The sequence below is a fragment of the Legionella santicrucis genome (genome assembly GCF_001468135.1).
GTDB lineage: Bacteria > Pseudomonadota > Gammaproteobacteria > Legionellales > Legionellaceae > Legionella > Legionella santicrucis.
Map to the genome: position 1 here is coordinate 40,759 of NZ_LNYU01000005.1, position 20,571 is coordinate 61,329.

A 20,571-nucleotide genomic window follows, 5' to 3' on the forward strand; every position below is an offset into this window, starting at 1 on the left:
GGATTGATTGATGACACAATTTGAAAAAACAGCTTATTTTATGAAAAAACCTTGGGTTATTTTTCTTTATGCAATTTCTGTTATTGTAGCCTATTATTTTGTTGATAGGTCTTTGGCAATTTATTTGCATCAATTAGATCTAGGGACTAAAGTACCTTTATTAGAGGCATTAACTGCTTTAGGTAAGTGGATTGCTTATATTGCTTTATTTTTTATCGCAGGATTATATTTTCATTACATTAAGATTAATCCCTTATATGAAGCAAGGTCTTGGTATTTGTTAGGTTGTGTTTTTATTGCGAATTTTGTTTGTGTGATTCTGAAGGTTGCTCTAAGCCGTGCTCGGCCTGATTTATTGTTTTCGAGTCATGAGTTTGGGTTTTATTGGTTTAAGTTGAGCAGTAATTACTGGTCTTTTCCTTCGGGACACACAACCACAGTTGTCAGTTTAGCTACAGGATTAGGTGTACTTTTTCCGCGTTATTTTTATCTTTTACTTATTTTTGCATTTTTAGTAGCGCTATCAAGAATTTTATTATGTTTTCATTATTTGAGTGATGTGATGAGTGCCTTTTATATTAGTGTATTAGTAGTTAGCTTTTTTACTGAATATCTTAGAAGGAAAGTTGGTTCAAAAAAATGGTTGGTATTGTTCGGAGTAAAATTGCAATCTGAGTTGTAACAATATCGATCCATGACTAATGCAAAGGAGTGCTGATGGGTATAGAAACGGAATTAAAAACTCTGGTTAGCATTTATGCCAGTTATGATGAGGAAAAAAAAAGTTATTCGAGTCATTTGAATAAAGAAGCTCTTTTACGTTTAGATGCTGATTTTATTAAATTTATCAATAAGCTATTGTTAAAAGATGGTCCGGAAAAGATAAAGATTCGAAAAAATTATAAAAGAATAGCAGTGCAGTTTCATCCAGATCATCGTTGTACATTTGGTCCTGAAATTGCATGGCTTGAGCAAAATTTATCTGAAAATCGTAATGATGGAGCATGTTTTAAAACATTAATGCTTTGTTATGAGAAATTAACTTCGCCACAAGACTTTAAACCTATTCAATTTGATGAAATCACTACTCGCGAAGACTTAAAAAAGTGGTTGGAAATGTTAAAAAATCGCTCTAGGACTTATACTGAGCGTAATTTTTATGCCAGTCTTTTAGGTTTATTAAATGAGTCAACAAGCTATTTTGATGAAGTTGGTAAGATAAAACCAACGGGATTACGTGCTCTAATCTCGTTTCTTCCTATGGTATTTATCAGTTTTGGAACTTTTGTTTTTGCAGAAGAATTATTTGCTGTTTATGCGCTTTATTTCGCTTTATTAAAAAGTGGGCAATTCCTGGGGGATAGCCAATCTAAGGAATTGCAAAAACTGGGTGAAACATTACAGAAGATTAGTGCAGTGACAGCAACAGCGACAACAACTTTATTGGTTCGTTTACTTGAAATGACTTTCTGGGCGACGCGTCAATTTTATGATGTGAGTTTACAGATTGGTTCAGCTCTTTTAACTCCTCTTATTGCAGTTTCTTCAACTACGCATGATCCCTATGAAGAGCCTAGTGATGTATCAATATGTAAGGAATTAGTTCTAGCAAGTCAAAATCAAAGTACGGTTGAAAATTTTAGAACTCCAGAACTGAAAATGATTGCAGCCCCTATTGAGTCGTACCTTGGATTATTAAATCAGCAATTTTTTAAAAATTGGCGAGCAGGAGGAACAAAATCGCGATCATTAGAAGCATTTTTACTCCACATGCGTGTTATCGATAAAGAAAATGATTTAGAAGTAGAGGAAAAAATAAAAAAAGCCTCTGAGAGGTTACTCTTAGTGAAGCAAGATTCAAATGTTTATACTGGTAATACTGCATTAGCAGTTGATCGAGCTGATCGAGTGATCAGTTTATTAACGGGAAATATAGCAAATCAGATGACATTGTCGAATCGTTAGGGGCAGTATACAATTTGCAGACATGGGTCAAAATATTTTGATTTTTAATAATGAGTTTGCAAGCGTTATAACGTAAAAAATCAGATATTTTGTCCAGTATAGTGGAATTACAAACAAACACTACGGTAAATTTTGTTTAAATTGTTACTTTCCCTTGAATTAGATACCGTATCTCTGGCAAGATGCGTTTGTTTTGATTATCCAGTGAGGAATTATGAAAATTCTCGTGGCAGTGAAGCGTGTAATTGATCCGTATGTAAAAATTAGAGTCAAATCGGACAATACCGGAGTTGAATCACAAAATATCAAAATGGCAATGAATCCATTTGATGAAATTGCTGTTGAAGAAGCATTACGTTTGCGTGAAAAAAACTGGGCGACTGAAGTTATTGCAGTAAGTATTGGGGGAGATAATTCACAGGAAACACTGCGTCATGCCTTAGCTTTAGGTGTTGACAGGGCAATTTTGGTACGAACTCCAGATTCTTTTGAAAGCCTAAATATCGCTAAAATATTAAAGAAAATTAGTGAAGATGAAAAACCAGATTTGGTGTTGATGGGTAAACAAGCTATAGATGACGATAGTAATCAGACACCACAAATGTTAGCTTCTTTATTAAATTGGCCGCAAGCGACTTATGCTTCCAAAATCGAGCCAAATGGTGCTCTTCTTCAGGTAACTCGTGAAATAGATGGAGGCTTAGAGACACTAAGTGTGCATTTGCCAGCTGTTGTGAGTACCGATTTACGTTTGAATGAGCCGCGATATGCGAGCCTTCCAAATATCATGAAAGCGAAAAAGAAACCGCTAGATATATTCGAATTAGAAAATATGGGATTGTCACTTAAAAAGCATATTGAAGTATTAAAGGTGACTGCACCCGCGACTCGCGGTGCCGGCGTGAAAATTGAATCAGTGACTGAATTATTAAATAAATTACAGCATGAAGCCAAAGTGCTTTGATAGGGAGAAGTGATGAGCACTTTAGTACTTGTTGAACATGATAATAAAATAGTACATCCATCTACTTGTAATGCTTTAGCTGCAGCTTTAGAGCTGGACGATAAGCCAACTTTATTAGTAATAGGACATGAATGTAAATCAGTGGCAGAACAAGCTGCAAGTTTTGCAGGAGTTCATGTGGTTTGGTGTATTGATAAACCCTGTTATAATCATCCGGTAGCAGAACAAATTAGTGATTTAGTGCTTTCATTTGCACGCTCATTTGATAATATATTAGTTTCTGCCAGTACTTTTGGTAAAAATATTGCACCACGTATTGCTGCACAATTAGATGTGGCCCAAGTTTCCGATGTAAGTAAGATAATTGATGCAAATACCTTTGAACATCCAATCTATGCAGGTAATGCTATAGAAACAGTGCGTGTTTTGGATCCCATCAAAGTATTAACAATTAGATCAACAGCATTTACCCCGATAACAACCAACCAACCGGTTTGTCATATTGAGGTCATCGATAAAGAGGTTCTTGCTGAACGAGCTCAATTTGTCAAACATGAATTAAGTAAATCGGAAAGGCCTGATTTAGGAAGTGCCAAAATTGTTGTTTCGGGTGGTCGGGGTTTGCAAAGTGCTGAGAAATTTAAATTAATCGAAGAGTTAGCTGATGTTCTTGGGGCTGCAGTAGGGGCCTCTCGTGCTGCTGTTGATGCTGGTTTTGTTCCTAATGATTATCAAGTAGGACAAACTGGAAGAATAGTTGCACCTATGCTTTATATTGCCATAGGTATTTCCGGTGCTGTACAGCATTTAGCCGGAATGAAAGATTCCAAAGTGATTGTTGCAATAAATAAAGACGAAGATGCGCCTATTTTCCAAATTGCAGATTATGGTTTGGTTGGCGACTTATTTGAGTTAGTACCACAGTTAATCGAACAATTAAAAAATCGTTAGAGGGGAAAAAGTATGTTAGTAGGTGTTCCAAAAGAAATTAAACCTCAAGAAAATCGTGTGGGTCTTGTTCCTTCTAGTATTAGGGAAATTATCAGGGTAGGAAGCTCAGTTATTGTCGAGAAGGGTGCAGGTTTAGGGATTGGTATCTCTGATGATGATTACCGGCATGCAGGAGCTGAAGTTGTTGAGAGTGCTGATGAAGTGTATTCTAGGGCAGAATTAATTGTGAAGGTAAAAGAACCACAGCCTATTGAATGCAAACGTCTTCGTGAAGGCCAAACTTTATTTACCTATTTACATTTGGCTCCAGATCCACATCAAACACGGATGCTTAAAGAGTCTGGCGTTACAGCAATTGCTTATGAAACGGTGACTCAAGATGATGGCGGTTTACCATTATTAACACCTATGTCTCAAGTTGCTGGTCGGATGTCTATTCAAGCGGGTGCGCATTGTTTGGAAATGGCTCAGGGTGGTAGTGGTGTTTTATTAGGTGGTGTGCCTGGGGTTGCTGCTGCCAATGTAGTGGTTATTGGTGGTGGAGTTGTTGGTACTAATGCAGTACGTATGGCTATGGGTATGGAGGCGCGAGTAACAGTACTTGATCGTTCTTTAATGCGCCTAAATGAATTAGATTTTCAATTTGGCTCTAAGATTAATACCGTTTATTCTACTGCTGATACTATAGAAAAATATGTTGCTAGAGCTGATTTAGTGATTGGAGCAGTTTTGGTTCCCGGAGCAGCAGCACCTAAATTGGTAACTCGATCTATGCTTCGTTCAATGCGTCCAGGATCAGTTTTAGTAGACGTTGCTATCGATCAAGGCGGATGTTTTGAAACAAGCCGTCCAACGACGCATCAAGAACCCACGTATGTTATTGATCATGTAGTTCATTACTGTGTTGCTAACATGCCAGGAGCTGTACCAAGAACTTCAACCTTTGCTTTGAATAATGCAACCTTGCCTTACGTCTTAAGTATTGTTACTAAAGGAGTCAAGCTAGCCTTATTAAATGATAAGCACTTACTTAATGGGTTGAATGTTCATCAAGGTAAAATTACTTTTGAAGCAGTTGCTCGTGATTTAGGTTATGAGTATACACCTGCAGCTATAGCCTTAGCTGGACGATAATCATAAAAGATGCCGTTTAATCCTAGAGATAAGTATTTCTCATGGATTTAACGGCATTTTTATACTAAGTCATCTTAACAATTTTATAATAAAAAACAGATGATTCATGCCCATTATCATCATGATAATTGATAGGTTTTATAGTAGTTAACGATATCGTTTTTTGTTTCACTTGAGGATGTGAAAAAAAGGAAATTTTGGGGGAAACTAAAATTAAGATCTTACCTTTAACCTCTTCTATACTTCCCCAATATTGATACATCAAACTATTTAAACCAAAAACATGCCAACCAATCACTTCATATGAAGTATTTATTTGCCCTCGTTCGAAGTATTTTTTTTGATAAAAAACAAGTTCACTTGCAATATTATAAGTATCTAAAGGTAAGATAATAGGTGTATTATGAGTTTTATCTTCTAATTGTTGAGCAATGTTATAAACTTCCCGGGTAAGATTATCCCAAGGAATTATTTTTTCAAAAAAATAATGATAAATTTTTTCCGGCTTATCTGACAAAATACAATAAATAATACTGCTATAAATAAAAACAGTAATGACAGAAGTTATAGCCCAACTTTTACGAAAAGTTATACCGAGTATTTGTTGATTATCAGTTATTAAGAGCGCAAGCCACGGTATAATAGCTAGGAAGATGGGACCAATCCAATTCATTTTTATTCCATGAAATAAACTAAACAAGGAAAAAAATAAAAGTGGTACAACAATATAAATTTGAAAAAAGTATTTTGTTTTATTATCTATGAGTTTTTTCGAATATTTCTGTGAGAATAAAACCCATGCACCAAAAATGCCAGTAGGAGTTAAAAACGCCAGGACTAAACCAATTAATTTATGAAAAGAAAAAAAATAATAATCATGAAATCGTCGTGAGCTTTGAAATAAAAAGGATGCCCAATCATGAGTAGCATTCCAATAAATAACAGGTATGAATACAAGGAGCGCTATTAACGCACAACAATAAGGTTCTTTACGTAAGAACCATTTTCGGGATGCAGAGTTATATATTAAATAGGTTATTGTCGATAATCCTAACAGCACAATGGTATATTTTGACAGGAGTCCTAAACCAATCCACATTCCTGCCCAATACCAACTGTTATATCTATCTAAAATAAGTCCTTGATAAAGATAATACAGGGCTGCCGACCAACAGAGGATAAGAGGAATGTCAGGGGTAATAATTAAAGAATGTATAAAAAAAAATGGCATTATGGATAGTAATACTACTGCATACAATCCTGCTTCCTTTCGTATTAATGTCGTTAATTTAAAGCTAAAGTAGCAGGTTAAAATCCAGCAAGGAATAGTCGCAAAGCGTACTCCCCATTCATTTATACCAAAAATTAAGGTTCCTAATTTAATCAAAATAGCAACCATAGGTGGATGATCAAGAAAACTAAAATCAAGATGGTCCGAATAATTCCAATAATATGCTTCTTCAACCAATAAATTAGACTTGAACATAAAGAACATTCGTAGCAAAAAAAGAAATAAGATTAAAATTAAAAAGGAATGTGAAGATTTACTACTATTGTTCATTAATTTTTAATTCCTTGTAACTAATTAAGTAAGTTTGACTGCTCGATACATCATATAGGTTTGATGAAGGATGTTATCGTGATAATAATTTTCAGCAATGGCACGGACTTCAATTCGAAATTTATTCATTTCATATGAATCGCTTCCAAAGCGTTTTACTAGATTTGCCACAGGTCCTAAGCTTTTTTCAATAGAATTCAAATAATGTCCTAGACTCATCGTTGGTACATGCATTATACCATAATCAAAGCATCCATTTTTTACACGATTACTTAACCGATATTTAACATATTCAGGAGCTCCCCATTTTATTGGTGGATCAATACTATGTGGTGGAGGATGATATTTACTGACCAACGCAAACAATTGGCCAACAAAATGTTCGGTGGGCCAAGTACAAAATGCTACAACACCACCTGGTTTTAAAACTCTAAGCATTTCATCGATTGCTTTTTGTGCATTAGGAGCAAAAATATGACCGAACTGACTTAAAACCGTATCGAAATGTGCATCAGGATAAGGTAGTTGTTCTACATCACCTTCTTTAAAATCAATAACAACTTGAGCTAATTGTGCATTTATTTCCGCTTTTTCTAATAGTGTAGGGCTCAAATCAAGAGCTGATACCTTGGCTCCGATACGAGCAGCGGTAATCGCAGTTACTCCTGTTCCACATCCTACATCTAAGATATGGGCATGAGGCTTAATACCAGAAAATTGAATCAATTTCGGAGCAACTAAGGTGGTTAATAACTCTAAAGGAGCAAATAGGCCCCAACTTGCTTTTTGTATCTCTTTATAATTTTTCAATTCATCTGACATTTTTTATGTTTTTCTGCAAATAATCATATGCTAACACAATAGTATCACCCACGGAGGGCTCAACTCACAAAGTGCGTATAAATCGCATAGAGAATGATTTTTATGTGGAGATAAATAACTTAATGTCAGTGTGATATCTCCACAGGCTAATGACTAAAATAAACTCTCTTCTACTGGGGCCAACTGTTGCTGATCATTGCTTGCATTATAAACAGGAGCAAGCTCTTCTTCTGCTGGAACTTCCTTATTGCGAAAATATTCTATGATACCATTTGATTGATTAGGACGGGCTAGTAATCCACTATTAGGATCAATGCGAACCGCAACTACATTCTCAGGTTGTTTCATTTCGCTTTCAGATTTTCCTTTTAAGGCAACTTTCATAAAGTCAATCCATAAAGGAAGAGCAAGTCCTGCAGCATATTCATGTAACGATTTAGGGTTATCAAAACCAATCCAGGTTGTCACCACAAGATCTGCATTAAAACCTGCAAACCACGCATCAACCTGATCATTAGTCGTTCCCGTTTTACCCGCTATATCTTGGCGATTAAGTACTCTGGCTGCACGGGCAGTGCCATGTTGAATCACATCTTTTAATGCGGTATTCATTAAAAAGGTAATATCTTCAGGTAAGACTCGTGGAGCTAAAGTAGAATGATCTATATTTTCACAGTTGTTGCAAACAACGGTGGGTTTTGCTTGCAACAAAATCTTTCCATCTGCGTCCGTAATGTGATCGATAAGATAAGGTTCTACTTTATAGCCACCGTTTGCAAAAACAGCATAAGCAGTAGTTAATTCCATAGGACTAATAGACAAGCTTCCTAATGCGAGAGATAAGCCTTTAGGAAGCGTTTTTTTGTTAAATCCAAAACGCGTAAGAAAATCTATCGTGTAATTAATGCCTATGTCATCAAGAATACGTATAGATACTAAATTTTTAGATTGAACCAAAGCCGTTTTTAGGCGTGTTGGACCATTAAATTTCAGGTTTACATTATGAGGACGCCATAAATTTGGTTGGCTTGGATCATCAACAACAATAGGGGCGTCATTAATTAACGTTGCTAAAGTATAACCATTATTTAACGCAGCAGCATAGACAAATGGTTTAAAACTAGAACCAGGTTGCCTGCTAGATTGAGTGGCTCGGTTAAATTTACTTTTTTGAAAGTTGAATCCCCCCACTAGAACTTCTATGGCTCCATTTTTAGGATTAAGTGCTACCATTGCTGATTCTGCTTCAGGAATTTGTGCTAATTCCCAATCTTCTTTTGTTGTTGAATGAACATAAATAATATCTCCAACGGCAACTACTTGTATGGCTTTTACGGGGGTTTTTCCTACCCAGCCATTTTTAAGGGCTGGTCTTGCCCATGATAAGCCTTTCCAAGGGATGAGTACAGTTCGACCATTTTGTAATGTAGCAGTAGCATCTTTTTCTCGTACTTCGGTGACTACTGCTGGGGAGAGATGATTAAGCTCTGGGTATTTCTCTAGATTTTTTTGAATTTCATGCAAGGATTTACTGTCTTTTTCACCAATGGTAGCAATAGGTCCTCTATATCCATGGCGATGATCATAAGCAATCAAATTCTTTTCTACTACACTATTTGCTGTATTTTGCAGTTTTCCAGCAATAGTAGTATAAACTTTATAACCCTTGGTATAGGCATCTGGGCCGAAATTGTCATATAAAGATTGACGAATCATTTCTGCAACATAAGGTGCTTTTACCTCAATAGGAGTGCCATGGTACTTCGCTGTAATGGGTTGGTTAATCGCATTTTGATATTGCTCTTCATTGATATAGCGTTCTTCTAACAAACGCTCTAACACATGGTCACGGCGCTTTTTAGCTGCCAGGGGATTGGCAATAGGATTTTGTGTTGAAGGCGCTTGAGGAAGACCGGCAATCATTGCAAGTTCTGCTAAGTTTAATTCATTGAGTGGCTTACCAAAATAAACCATTGCTGCAGCACCGACGCCATAAGCGCGATTACCTAAATAGATTCTATTCAGATAAAGTTCAAGGATTTTCTCCTTGCTTAATTCTCTATCAATTTTTATGGCAAGCATAATCTCATTAAGTTTACGTAAAAATGTCTTTTTACGACTTAAAAAGAAATTACGTGCTACTTGCATGGTAATTGTACTACCTCCCTGGGATTTTGTTCCAGTTTTTATCATGCGAACTGCAGCACGGCCAAGGCCCATAATATCGACACCAGGATGTTCAAAAAAACGTTGATCTTCTGTGGCTATTAATGCATGAATAAGCATTGGCGGAATTTCATCGTAAGTAACAGGAATACGCTTTTTTTCGCCATACTCCTGAATCAGCAAACCTTCTTTGCTGAATATTTGTAAAGGTACTTGTAATTGTACTGTTTTTAATGAGTCTACATTAGGAAGTTGACTTTCAAGATAGAGGTATAAAAAACTACCGACTATTAATAAAAGAAAAAGTAGGCTCATCAGCGCCCATAGACCTTTACGCCAGAAGTATGCCATTTTCATAGATTTATATGTTTTAAATGAAATTTGGCGAGCATTATACAGTGATTCTCAGTAAGATTGCGAGTTTTGTGCAAAAAAGAGAAGGAATTTTATACTGATTTTAACTGTTTCATTGAATTTTCTTCCAAAAATTCAATGAAACGAAGCATCATTAGGGTTCGAAGCACCATAGAGACATTTTCAATACGGTAAATAAGCAAAAGAATGCAGATCTAATGCCTAATCTTTTTTAATCGACGTTTGGCCGTGAAGTATTATCTTCAACTATATCAATGTCTTGTTCAGAAGATATATTTGATTGGAAAAATGTTCCTTTTCCCTTTTGCTGGTTAAGCAAATAGAATGGAGCTAAGCCACCATATAGAGAAGGAAAGGGGCGTTTTGTAAGTGGTGTTTCTTCAGCTTTTTGTTTTTTGAAGCTCTCGAACTCTAGTTGGGTTTTTTCTAGTTCTGCTTGAGCATTTTTCAACTCACGATGCAATTCCTCAATAGTTTTTTCCTGTGATTTATTGGTTTCAATAAGCTTTAATTTTTGAAGTGTAAGTGAAGATTTATCTGCTTCTAAGCTTGATTTTTGATGTGTTAAAGTAGATTTCTCCTCTTCTAACTGAGAAACTTGAAGTTTTAATGTAGATTTTTGTCCTTCTAACTCAGATTTTTGGTGAGTGATGGTAGATTTATCCTTTTCTAACCGAGATACTTGAAGCTTTAATGTAGATTTTTGCGCCTCTAACTCAGATTTTTGGTGAGTTAATATCGATTTATCGTCTTCTAACTGAGATATTTGCAGCTCTGATGTAGATTTTTGTTCCTCTAATTCAGTATTTTTATCCATTAAAGTAGATTTCTCATTCTCTAACTCAGATATTTGCAGCTTTAATGTGGATTGTTGTTCCTCTAGTTCCAATTTTTGATGTGATAATATCGATTTATCGCTTTCTAATTGAGATACTTGCAGTTCTAATGTAGATTTCTGGCTTTCTAACTCAGATTTTTGTAATATCAAAGTGGATTGCTGAGACTCTAATTCAAATTTTTGATTTTTAAGTTCTGAAACGAGTAGGGCATTCTGGTGTTCAAGGCACAGAGCAGCTGCGATCTCTTTGATTTCGTCATCAGTATAGTCTATGGTTATGTGAAATCTACCTAGAACTTCGTCAAGAAGGATATCTCCTGAATTACAAAAGTGGTTACCATAATAAGCATCATTGATTAAACCATTTAAACTCTCATAGGCTAAGGTTTCGTCGTTCAGGCTGCTGTAGGTTACTTTATATGGGGTATTTTTATAAATTTTTAATAGCTGTCGACTATCGATAAAAAGCTGACTTATTTGTTGCTTCAATTTTTCTAATTCTTCAGAAGTAAATGGAACTTTTCTATCAAGTTGTTCTTTTAGAAAAATGGCTTCTTTTAAAATGAATGTAAGAAAGGGCTTACGATCAGGATATTTTTTGGTACATGCATCGATTAATCTTATAAGTCTTTGGTCAAATTTGACTTCCGTATTTTGCATGATATCAATCGCATATCTACGAGATTTTTTTCTGAGTAGCGTTTGATCGCTTTCAACGATTAGTTTAGTGACATCTTTTTGAGTATCGTGATAGCGTACAATGACGGATGCCAACGAATTGATTAAATCTTCTAATTTAGTCATGCGATTCTCCTTGTTAAAGCATAAATGTAAAATCCCCTTGCAAGTTGGTTTTTCACTATATTAAATGTTTTGATGAAGCGCAAGTTGGTTATCGAAGTAAAAATGACAATTGATAGCCATTTGTGATAACTTAGATGAGTAGAAAATAGTGTAACTTTTTAATAGGTTACGTTAACATCTGCATATACGCTAAAAGGAATGCCTGAATGTATGGAAGATTCAAAGGAATAAAGAACATGCTCAAATTATTACAACCTCAGCATCGTTCAATTCTTGGAATAGATATAACATCCACAGCAGTCAAAATATTAGAAATCTCAGGTAAGAATGGTGAGCTTGTTATTGAGAATTATGGACGTGAAATATTGCCACCCAATGCAATGGATGGGAATGTTATTAAGGATCTTGATGCAGTTTCCCAATGCGTTAAAAAAATAGTTGACCGTTTGCATACCTCATGTAAGCAAGCCGCTTTGGCTGTGCCAGATGCCGCGATAATCAGTAAAGTAGTACAAATTAATGAAGGCTTAAATGATGAGGAGATGGAGGAGCTGATCGCTACTGAGGCTGATAAATATATTCCTTATCCAATTGAGGAAATTAATCTTGATTTCGAAGTTTTAGGATACTCTCAGAAAAATCCACATCTGCTCGATGTACTTATCGTTGCATCGCGAGCGGAGAATGTCAACCAACGTGTTGGAGTAGTTGCAGCCGCGGGTTTAGATACTGTGGTAGTAGATGTTGAGTCTTATGCAGTGGAGCGAGCGGCACAACGAATAGCTTTAGATTTGCCCATACTTGGTGAAGATAAAACAATTGCTATTATTGATATTGGAGCATGTTATACCCATTTATTCGTATTGCATAGGATGAAATTGGTTTATTCCCGAGAAGAAAAATTTGGCGATAAACAATTAATTGAGTCAATTGCTGAGCGCTATAAAATGAGCTTAGAAGAGGTGGTGGTTGCCAGAGATAAAAAAGAATTACCTTCTAATTATGAAACAGAAGTTTTAGAACCTTTTAAAGAAAATATCTTGTTACAGATTAAGAGAACATTGCAGTTTTTTTATTCTACAAACCAAGAAGGAGATGTTGATCATATTTTATTGGCAGGAGGATTAGCCAGATTACCAGGCTTAGTTGCTTTAGTTAAAGACCGATTAGGAAAAACAGCTACTATTGCTAATCCACTTTCATATATGACCTTAAGTAAAAAGATACATTTGGATGCTATAAATAATGATGCACCCGCACTTATGGTTGCTTGTGGCCTAGCATTAAGAAATACAGAGTGATTCTATGACCCAAATTAATCTTCTTCCTTGGCGTGAACAAAAGCGGGAGCAAGAAAAAAAGCTGTTCATGGTTTTGTTTTTCATAATTATAGCAATTTCGATATTTATTGTGTTTTTAATTAATACTTATGCCTCTGATTTAGTGAGTAATCAACTTGTTCGAAATCACATGTTGCAAGATGAAATAGCAGCTATGAATAACCAATTAAACGAAATTAAAAATTTGAAAAAAACTCGAGAAATATTCATCTCTAGAATGTTTATAGTTCAGCATTTACAATCAACTCGGACATTAATGGTTCATTTATTTGATGAATTAATTAATGTAATGCCTTCTGGAATTTATTTAACTCAGATAGAAGGAAAAAATGATATTCTATCTATCACGGGTTACACTGAATCGAATACCTACGTTTCAATTTTAATGAAAAATATAGAAAATAATGAATGGATTCATTCTCCCGTTCTGAGTGAAATTAAGAAGGAAGACAGACAAGAGCCTGCCAATAATGAATTTAAGTTAAATTTTGTGCTTGCACCTCAATTTCAGCTTGGGATTATACGATGAACACTATTAATCTCAGTGAATTAACTTTGGAAAATGTAGGACAATGGCCACTAGCAATAAAAATTGGAATGCTTTTAGGCACAAGCTTTTTAATTATTGCATTGGGATATTGGCTCATTATTCAAGATAATTTTACTCAGTTTGATACACTAAAACAGCAAGAAACAACTTTAAAATCAGATTTTGAAAGCAAGCAACGCCAGTTATATAATTTACCCGCTTATCGTGCTCAACTAAAAACTTTAGCTAACCGTTTTGCATTGGTGCTTACGCAGCTTCCTGAAAAAAATGAAATGCCTGGTTTACTTGAAGAAATTTCTAAGACAGGTGTTGCATCAGGTTTAAGGTTTGAGTTATTTGCCCCTCAGCCGGAGGTAGTTCATGATTTTTATATAGAATTACCTATAAAAATTTCAGTGGTAGGGACTTATTTTCAATTAGCAATGTTTATAAGTCGAGTTGCTGAAATGACAAGGATTGTTACCTTACATGATTTTAGTATTGAAGGAGTATCTTCCAAAGATCATAAGGTTATTTCAGAGGATGAGTTGGTGATGAATATTACCGCTAAAATATATCGATATCGCGCGCAATGATGAACAAAGAGATTTGTTGTATCTGTTTCATATCCTTATTATTGGTTGCTTGCACCGATGATAATGAGGATTTAGTGAACTATATTAATGGTGTAAAACAGAGGAAAACACGGGAAATTGAATCGCTTCCTTCATTTGCTCCTTTGCCTTCTTTTAAATTTCCAGATAATGGCAATAGGCGTAGCCCATTTAAGCCTGTTTCTCAAAAAAAAGAGGTTGATGTAAATGCGCCTGATAAAAATAGGCCGAAGCAACCTTTGGAGGCTTTTCCTCTTGATGCATTAAAATTTGTAGGTACTTTGAAACAAGATAATGAAATATGGGCCTTAATTGAGCTGCCTAACAAGGGAGTTACGCCGGTGCGAATCGGTGATTATATGGGACAAAATTATGGTCGTATTGTGTCCATAAAGAATGATTCTATAGAGTTAATCGAAACAACTCAAAGTTCAGGAAAATGGGAAAAACATAGAACTAAAATTGAACTATATACTGGGAAGTAGGAGCATAAGTGCAAAGAATAGTTGTGTTTTTAATTTTTATAGGGATGAGCATAGGCATCGTTTTTGCTCAGAATAACTCTTTGATATCGGTAAAAGTAATTCCTTTGCCGGAGGAAAAGTTACGCATGGATTTTATATTTGCTCATCCGATTAAAAAACAACCAGGGAGTTTTGTAATCGAAAATCCGGCACGCATTGTTATAGATTTTGTTGACACTAACTTACAGTTGCCCATTGAGCAGAAAACAAAGAACATTAAATTAGGTTCGCTGAATAATTATACTCTTGTAACTGTTGGTGCTCGTGTTCGAGCTGTTTTGGATTTAAAATACGCTGTGCCTTATTTAGGCTCGGTTTCAGGCAAGGTTTATACAATTATTTTAAATGGAAAGAGCAATGAATTATTTCAAGCTCCTAAAGAAATTTTGGTTACCAATCGCCCTGTAAAAACAAGTTACGAAATTACCCATTTTGATTTTCGAGGTGTTGAGCATCAAGGTGGGCGTGCTGTAGTTGACGTTTCAAGTACCAGTATCCCAATTGATGTAGAGGAGCACGACAAAGAAATTATAGTTAAATTTTTAAATACTAAAGTGCCGCAAAATTTAAGGAAACGTTTTGATGTTTCTGATTTTCGCAGTCCGGTGAATCTGATTACCTTACAACAGGATGGAAAAAATGCGCGCATGACGTTATTGGGCGAAAGATATTTTGGTCACAATATCTATCAGGTTAACAAGCAGTTTATGGTTGATGTATTTCCGTTGACTCAGGAAGAAATAGAACAGGAAAAACTTAAGAAACAGGTATTTTCTGGAAAACGAATTTCTTTAAATTTCCAAAATATTAGCATACGGTCGGTATTACAGTTACTTGCTGATTTCACAGGGATAAATATTGTTGCAAGTGACAGAGTTCAAGGAAATATTACTTTACGATTAAATAATATTCCCTGGGATCAAGCATTAGATATTATTTTAAAAACACAAGGTTTGGCAAAGCGTCAAAATGGAAATGTGATGGTGATCGACACGCAAAAATCGTTTAATGACATGGAGGAGCAGCAACTTAAGAGTCAACATAAAATCCAAAGACTCGAACCCGTACGTTCCGAACTAATACAAATTAATTATGCTAAAGCAACCGATCTCGCAATCTTAATTAAAGACAGACAAAATTCACTTTTATCCGACAAGGGTAAAGTTAGTGTCGATACACGTACTAATACTATATGGATCCAAGATAGTGGTAGCAGAGTAGATGAGGTCAGAAAATTAATTAAGGACTTAGATGTTCCTGTAAAACAAGTACTGATTGAAGCTCGTATTGTTGAGGTGACTAAAGATTTTGCCCAAGATCTAGGTATCCGCTGGGGTGTTTCTAAGCCGCAACATTTAAGTGGTACTTTAGCTGGGGCAAATCAATTAGCGCAAGGAGTTGCTCCTGCAGATGTTACACCTTTTACGGACAGATTAAATTTAGATTTGGTAGCAGCGCCTTTGACAAAGGCAAATCCAGCTACAGTAGGTATTGCTTTAGCCCAACTTGGCGATAATATCTTGCTTGATTTGGAGCTTTCAGCTTTAGAAAGTGAAGGTCTCGCGGAGCTAATTTCCAGCCCAAGACTGATTACAGCAAACCAGCAACCCGCATTAATTGACTCAGGTCAAGAAATCCCTTATCAGCAATCAACTTCTAGTGGTGCAACGGCGGTAGCATTTAAAAAAGCTGTCTTGAGTTTAAAAGTAATTCCGCAAATTACCCCTGATAATAAAATCCTTATGGATTTAAAGATTAATCAAGATGTTGCATTACCTAATCAGACTTACAATGGAGTTCCAGCAATTGCAACTAAAGAAATTCAGACTAATGTGTTAGTGAGCAATGGACAAACTATTGTACTTGGTGGTATTTATCAACAAGATAAGAGTAAGACAATTACGCGAGTGCCTTTTTTTGGTCAATTACCTGTAGTAGGAAATTTATTTAAAAATACGCAAATCGGTGTTCATAATGATGAGTTACTTATTTTTATTACGCCTAAAATAATAACTAATTCACTATCTATCACTACAATTGAGGGAAGAAATCCAGTACGCTTTGATGAAAAGTAGGTAGTGTAATCTTAATTTAAAGATTAAGTGGCTTCGATTTATAATTAAATGAAGATACTATTTAATTGATGACATAGGCTTATGTTTTTTAAGAAAGTGATATAATAGTAAATGATTAAAAGTAAATGGTTATAAAATATGTCCATTTGTTGTAGAATACTGTTCGAGAATTTTTACTACGAGAGGTACAATTAGGGTTGAGTGTCAATAACCTACTGTTTTTTGATAAAGATGATGTCTTTTGTATTGATGTCAAAAAGGGTTATTTAGAATCCAATCTGTGAATTAATGACTTTAAAGTTAAAGAGGTATGTAATAAAAAATGAGCATAGTTAAAGTACGAAATATTTTTCTCATCGGGCCTATGGGTGCTGGTAAAAGCACAATAGGTCGTGCTTTGGCAAAGGAGCTCAAGTTAGAATTTTTTGATTCGGATGAAGTTATAGAGGAACGGGCTGGTGCTGATATATCATGGATTTTTGATATTGAAGGTGAGGAAGGTTTCAGACGTCGTGAACAAAAAGTTATTGATGAGTTAACTCAAAAAACCAACATTGTTTTAGCAACTGGCGGTGGTGTGGTAATCACTCCTGAAAACAGAAATGCATTAGCAGGGCGTGGAACCGTAATCTATCTTAAAACGTCGCTACAGCAGCAGTTTGAACGAACTAAGCGAGATACTAAGCGTCCTTTACTGCAAACGAATGATCTTGAAGGAAGATTAGAATCATTAAGAGATGAGCGGGAGCCTTTTTACAATGAGTTAGCTGATGTTAGTTTTGAAACTGATAAGCTAACGGTTAAAGCAGTTGCAAATAATATAATAAAATATATTTATGGCGAACTTTGAAGTTTATGAGCAGGTTGATGTTTGTTTAACCGAACATCAATATCCTATTATTATTTGTCGAAATGGCTTGCAAAATTTGAATTTTTTGCAAACATTGGTGATTTCTTCACAGGTTTTGATTGTTACGAATCAAACCATTGCTTCACTTTATTTAAAACAGATACAAACTGCTTTTGCTGCAATTCAATGTGATGTAGTGATTTTAGAAGATGGTGAGCAATATAAGAATCAACAAAGTTTATTTGCGATTTATGATACGTTAATACAAAAGAAACATCATAGAGATACTACGCTTATAGCTTTAGGCGGGGGCGTGGTAGGTGATATGGCAGGATTTGCAGCCGCAACTTACCAACGAGGGGTGAAGTTTGTGCAGATACCGACCACTTTGTTGGCGCAAATCGATGCTTCAATTGGTGGAAAAACAGGAATCAATCATCCTTTAGGAAAAAATATGATTGGTAGTTTTTATCAACCCCAAGCAGTGGTTATTGATTTAGCTACTTTAAGCTCGCTTCCAGAAAGAGAATTTCGTGCAGGAATTGCTGAGATGATCAAGTATGGATTACTTGCTGGAGGTGAGTTCTACAAACAGTTGTGCGCTGCATTGCAAAAGGGATTAACTGCTAATAACCCGCAGTTACCTCAATTAATCGCTACATGTTGCAAAATTAAAGCTGAATTTGTTCAAAACGATGAAAAAGAATCAGGTCAACGTGCATTGCTCAATCTTGGCCATACTTTTGCTCATGCATTAGAGGCATACACCCATTATCAACAGTGGTTGCATGGTGAAGCAGTAGCTATAGGTATCTATTGCGCAGCGGTCCTCTCTTATAAAATGAAATTGATCAATGAACAATTGGTAGAACAAATTGAGCAAATATTAATACATTCTGGTTTGCCTCATAAAATCCCAAGCTCTATAAACCTGAAAAAACTTATAGAATTAATACGATTGGATAAAAAAGTTAAAAATAATCGATTACGCTTTATCTTGATTAAAAGTCCTGGTAGTTGTTATCTCGAAGCTAGAATCACAGAAGACAGTTTGTATCATGCACTTGTTGCGGCTGTAAGAGGAGAATAAAAATGACAGAGGGAATGATTCAGTCTGCAGCAAAGGCTGAAACCCAACCAAGAGTATTGTTTAAACCAGGATCTTGGTTGGCAAAAATTGACTTCATTAATCATTTGATTCTTTTTAACAATGTGCTCATTACCGTATTATCTGAAAAAGAAGGGGGTAAAACCTCATTTGGTACTTTATTACAAAATAATCTGGACCAACAAATCAAATCAGCTTCTATAGTGATTAAACCTCCTTATCATAAAGAAAACCTGATAAAAGATATTGCAACCCAATTGCAGCTTAACCACGATGAAAATACGGATATAATTTCAATAGTAAAGCAAATTAATGAGCAGCAATCACATGTATTGTTGTTGATAGATGATGCGCAGTATTTGCCTGATGATTTAATTCAGGAAGTTTTGTTTGCGATAAAAAGCCAAGAGAATTACAGTTTTTTTCATTTATGTTTTCTCTCAGATTATTCAATAGTTGCATCGCTAAATCATTTAAGAGCTTCTTTAAGTGATAATTTTATTCATACTATAGAATTAGGAACATTAAATGAAAGTGAGGCAAGAACTTATGTATTACAGCGTGCGATGGCATCGCATTTAATTAGTAAACCTCTGAGTGATGCCCAATTTCAACAATTTTATCAATTAACTAAGGGCAATCTGGCAAAAATCAATAATGATTTGGAGACGTTTGTAAATCAATGCACCCCTCCTAAGAAAAAAGACATATTCAAGGTAGTAAAAACAGCAGGAATTGCTGCAGGCACGGTACTTGTTGCTGGTTTTTTAGGATTTTATTTATCTCAAGCATTTCATTTCTTACCTTCCAAGGACAGCCTGGCTACTCCTACTCATAGCGAAGAGATACAAACTATCGTAATGAAGCTACCCGAATTGCCTGAAAAATTAGAGAGTTATATTGCTTCTTGGCAAGACTCGTCTACTCGGCAATTGGTTTACTCTTCCTTACCTAAAAAGGAAGTTTTCGAGGATCCAGATGATGAAATGCCTAGTGATACTAAGGCAATTTTGGATAAGGTAGTTGTTATCCCCAAATTACCTGCAAAAAATCTGCTTGCCGAAAAGCATCAAATGCCGGCCAAACATGTTTCAGCATCGAAACTGAAAAAAGTTTCGTCAAAAAAACAAATGATATTGACCAAATCTTCAGCTAAAAAATCCAACCATAAATCAGCTACTAATCTTTATACAATTCAATTAACTGCCAGCCATGATAAAAAACACATTGAGCATTTTCGTAAGACGAATAAATTACTTGTTCAAAATGCTAAATTAAGACGTATTACTAATTCAAAAGGTGTTTGGTATGTGCTCACTTTAGGGGAATATCAAAATAAAGTCCAAGCGCAACATCGTGTCAGCAAGTTACCAACAGGTTTGGCAAAATTGCATCCGTGGGTTAGACCAGTATCTAGTTTTGGATAAACAATTTATCTTTTATCTGAATTAAATTCAACTTGGATCGTAAACATTCACACAGGGCATGTCATTTTTTTAGCGTCAGAATAAAAAACAAGTGTGTTCTTGCGAACGAAATGAAGTAATCCAGTCCAAATCCTCAATATGACAGCGTTCTGGATTGCTTGGCCAACGCTCGCAACGTTAAAATAAACGTACTCGAGAACACTTGCCTTGGATCAACTTCTTTTGCTTGTCTTTTAGTCTAATTTAAAAATCTTGAGGAAAAATCAGATTTGAGTCTTGGTTGGACAAAATGGCTCCAAAAGCAGAGTATAGAGGCTATGTAAGTATTTGGAACGTATTTTCATTCAAGATAGGTGGCCAAGTAAGCTTCAGGAATCGATTAAAGTTCTTAGTTTATAAAAGGTACTTTAGTAACTTAATCCAATTATCAAATTATTTGATATCACATATAAATACATCTCATTGGTTATTTTAATCTCACTTTGGTTAAATTGCGACTGTTTTAGTTAACCAGAGGTATGATA

General features: G+C 35.4%; 17 protein-coding genes. 13 read left to right on the top strand and 4 right to left on the bottom strand.

All coding sequences use genetic code 11. The features are described 5' to 3' along the window. Nucleotides 1–10 precede the first annotated feature (10 nt). From Lsan_RS01055 to ald, 5 genes are all read left to right on the top strand, one after another. Nucleotides 11–682 carry a phosphatase PAP2 family protein gene (locus Lsan_RS01055; RefSeq protein WP_058512692.1) on the top strand — a complete coding sequence of 224 codons (672 nt, stop codon included), beginning with the start codon at nucleotides 11–13 and terminating at the stop codon, nucleotides 680–682. Nucleotides 683–717: 35 nt separating this feature from the next. After that, nucleotides 718–1,965, top strand: a complete 1,248-nt coding sequence (locus tag Lsan_RS01060) for a hypothetical protein (RefSeq protein WP_058512693.1) — start codon at nucleotides 718–720, stop codon at nucleotides 1,963–1,965. 214 nt (nucleotides 1,966–2,179) lie between these two features. After that, on the top strand, nucleotides 2,180–2,929 hold the full coding sequence (locus tag Lsan_RS01065; protein ID WP_058512694.1) for an electron transfer flavoprotein subunit beta/FixA family protein: 750 nt from the start codon (nucleotides 2,180–2,182) through the stop codon (nucleotides 2,927–2,929). A 12-nt stretch (nucleotides 2,930–2,941) separates the two neighbouring features. Further along, nucleotides 2,942–3,880: an electron transfer flavoprotein subunit alpha/FixB family protein gene (locus Lsan_RS01070; protein ID WP_058512695.1), complete on the top strand. Its 939-nt coding sequence runs from the start codon at nucleotides 2,942–2,944 to the stop codon at nucleotides 3,878–3,880. A gap of 12 nt (nucleotides 3,881–3,892) precedes the next feature. After that, nucleotides 3,893–5,014 (top strand): alanine dehydrogenase, encoded by a 1,122-nt coding sequence (ald, locus tag Lsan_RS01075; RefSeq protein ID WP_058512696.1) that lies wholly within the window; start codon nucleotides 3,893–3,895, stop codon nucleotides 5,012–5,014. Nucleotides 5,015–5,078: 64 nt separating this feature from the next. Here the strand turns inward: ald and Lsan_RS01080 are convergent, their stop codons facing one another. The 4 genes from Lsan_RS01080 to Lsan_RS01095 form a co-directional block, all read right to left on the bottom strand. Further along, the gene (locus Lsan_RS01080; RefSeq protein WP_162265580.1) at nucleotides 5,079–6,500 is read right to left on the bottom strand and encodes a glycosyltransferase family 39 protein; all 1,422 of its coding nucleotides are present in this window, start codon (nucleotides 6,498–6,500) and stop codon (nucleotides 5,079–5,081) included. Nucleotides 6,501–6,599: 99 nt separating this feature from the next. Further along, nucleotides 6,600–7,397 carry a class I SAM-dependent methyltransferase gene (locus Lsan_RS01085; protein ID WP_058512698.1) on the bottom strand — a complete coding sequence of 266 codons (798 nt, stop codon included), beginning with the start codon at nucleotides 7,395–7,397 and terminating at the stop codon, nucleotides 6,600–6,602. A 153-nt stretch (nucleotides 7,398–7,550) separates the two neighbouring features. Then, entirely contained in the window at nucleotides 7,551–9,920 is a 2,370-nt protein-coding gene (locus Lsan_RS01090) for a PBP1A family penicillin-binding protein (RefSeq protein WP_058512699.1), read from the bottom strand. 229 nt (nucleotides 9,921–10,149) lie between these two features. Then, nucleotides 10,150–11,580 carry a hypothetical protein gene (locus Lsan_RS01095; RefSeq protein ID WP_058512700.1) on the bottom strand — a complete coding sequence of 477 codons (1,431 nt, stop codon included), beginning with the start codon at nucleotides 11,578–11,580 and terminating at the stop codon, nucleotides 10,150–10,152. Between the two features lie 236 nt (nucleotides 11,581–11,816). On the opposite strand from Lsan_RS01095, the gene pilM reads away from it, so the two are divergent. The 8 genes from pilM (at nucleotide 11,817) to Lsan_RS01135 (ending at nucleotide 20,047) form a co-directional block, all read left to right on the top strand. Beyond that, a complete protein-coding gene (gene pilM, locus Lsan_RS01100) occupies nucleotides 11,817–12,881 on the top strand; it encodes a type IV pilus assembly protein PilM (protein WP_058512720.1) in 1,065 nt (354 codons plus the stop codon). A gap of 4 nt (nucleotides 12,882–12,885) precedes the next feature. Continuing rightward, the gene (locus Lsan_RS01105) at nucleotides 12,886–13,449 is read left to right on the top strand and encodes a PilN domain-containing protein (RefSeq protein ID WP_058512701.1); all 564 of its coding nucleotides are present in this window, start codon (nucleotides 12,886–12,888) and stop codon (nucleotides 13,447–13,449) included. Then, a complete protein-coding gene (locus tag Lsan_RS01110) occupies nucleotides 13,446–14,045 on the top strand; it encodes a type IV pilus inner membrane component PilO (RefSeq protein ID WP_058512702.1) in 600 nt (199 codons plus the stop codon). Before Lsan_RS01105 ends, Lsan_RS01110 begins: the two co-directional genes overlap by 4 nt. Beyond that, nucleotides 14,042–14,548 (top strand): pilus assembly protein PilP, encoded by a 507-nt coding sequence (locus tag Lsan_RS01115; protein WP_058512703.1) that lies wholly within the window; start codon nucleotides 14,042–14,044, stop codon nucleotides 14,546–14,548. Before Lsan_RS01110 ends, Lsan_RS01115 begins: the two co-directional genes overlap by 4 nt. 8 nt (nucleotides 14,549–14,556) lie before the next feature. Continuing rightward, on the top strand, nucleotides 14,557–16,662 hold the full coding sequence (locus tag Lsan_RS01120; protein WP_058512704.1) for a type IV pilus secretin PilQ: 2,106 nt from the start codon (nucleotides 14,557–14,559) through the stop codon (nucleotides 16,660–16,662). A 322-nt stretch (nucleotides 16,663–16,984) separates the two neighbouring features. Continuing rightward, nucleotides 16,985–17,512: a shikimate kinase AroK gene (gene aroK, locus Lsan_RS01125; protein ID WP_003632469.1), complete on the top strand. Its 528-nt coding sequence runs from the start codon at nucleotides 16,985–16,987 to the stop codon at nucleotides 17,510–17,512. Next, nucleotides 17,499–18,602, top strand: a complete 1,104-nt coding sequence (gene aroB, locus Lsan_RS01130) for a 3-dehydroquinate synthase (RefSeq protein ID WP_058512705.1) — start codon at nucleotides 17,499–17,501, stop codon at nucleotides 18,600–18,602. Before aroK ends, aroB begins: the two co-directional genes overlap by 14 nt. A 2-nt stretch (nucleotides 18,603–18,604) precedes the next feature. Continuing rightward, complete coding sequence (locus Lsan_RS01135) at nucleotides 18,605–20,047, top strand: ATP-binding protein (RefSeq protein ID WP_058512706.1); 1,443 nt, start codon at nucleotides 18,605–18,607, stop codon at nucleotides 20,045–20,047. Nucleotides 20,048–20,571: the final 524 nt, after the last annotated feature.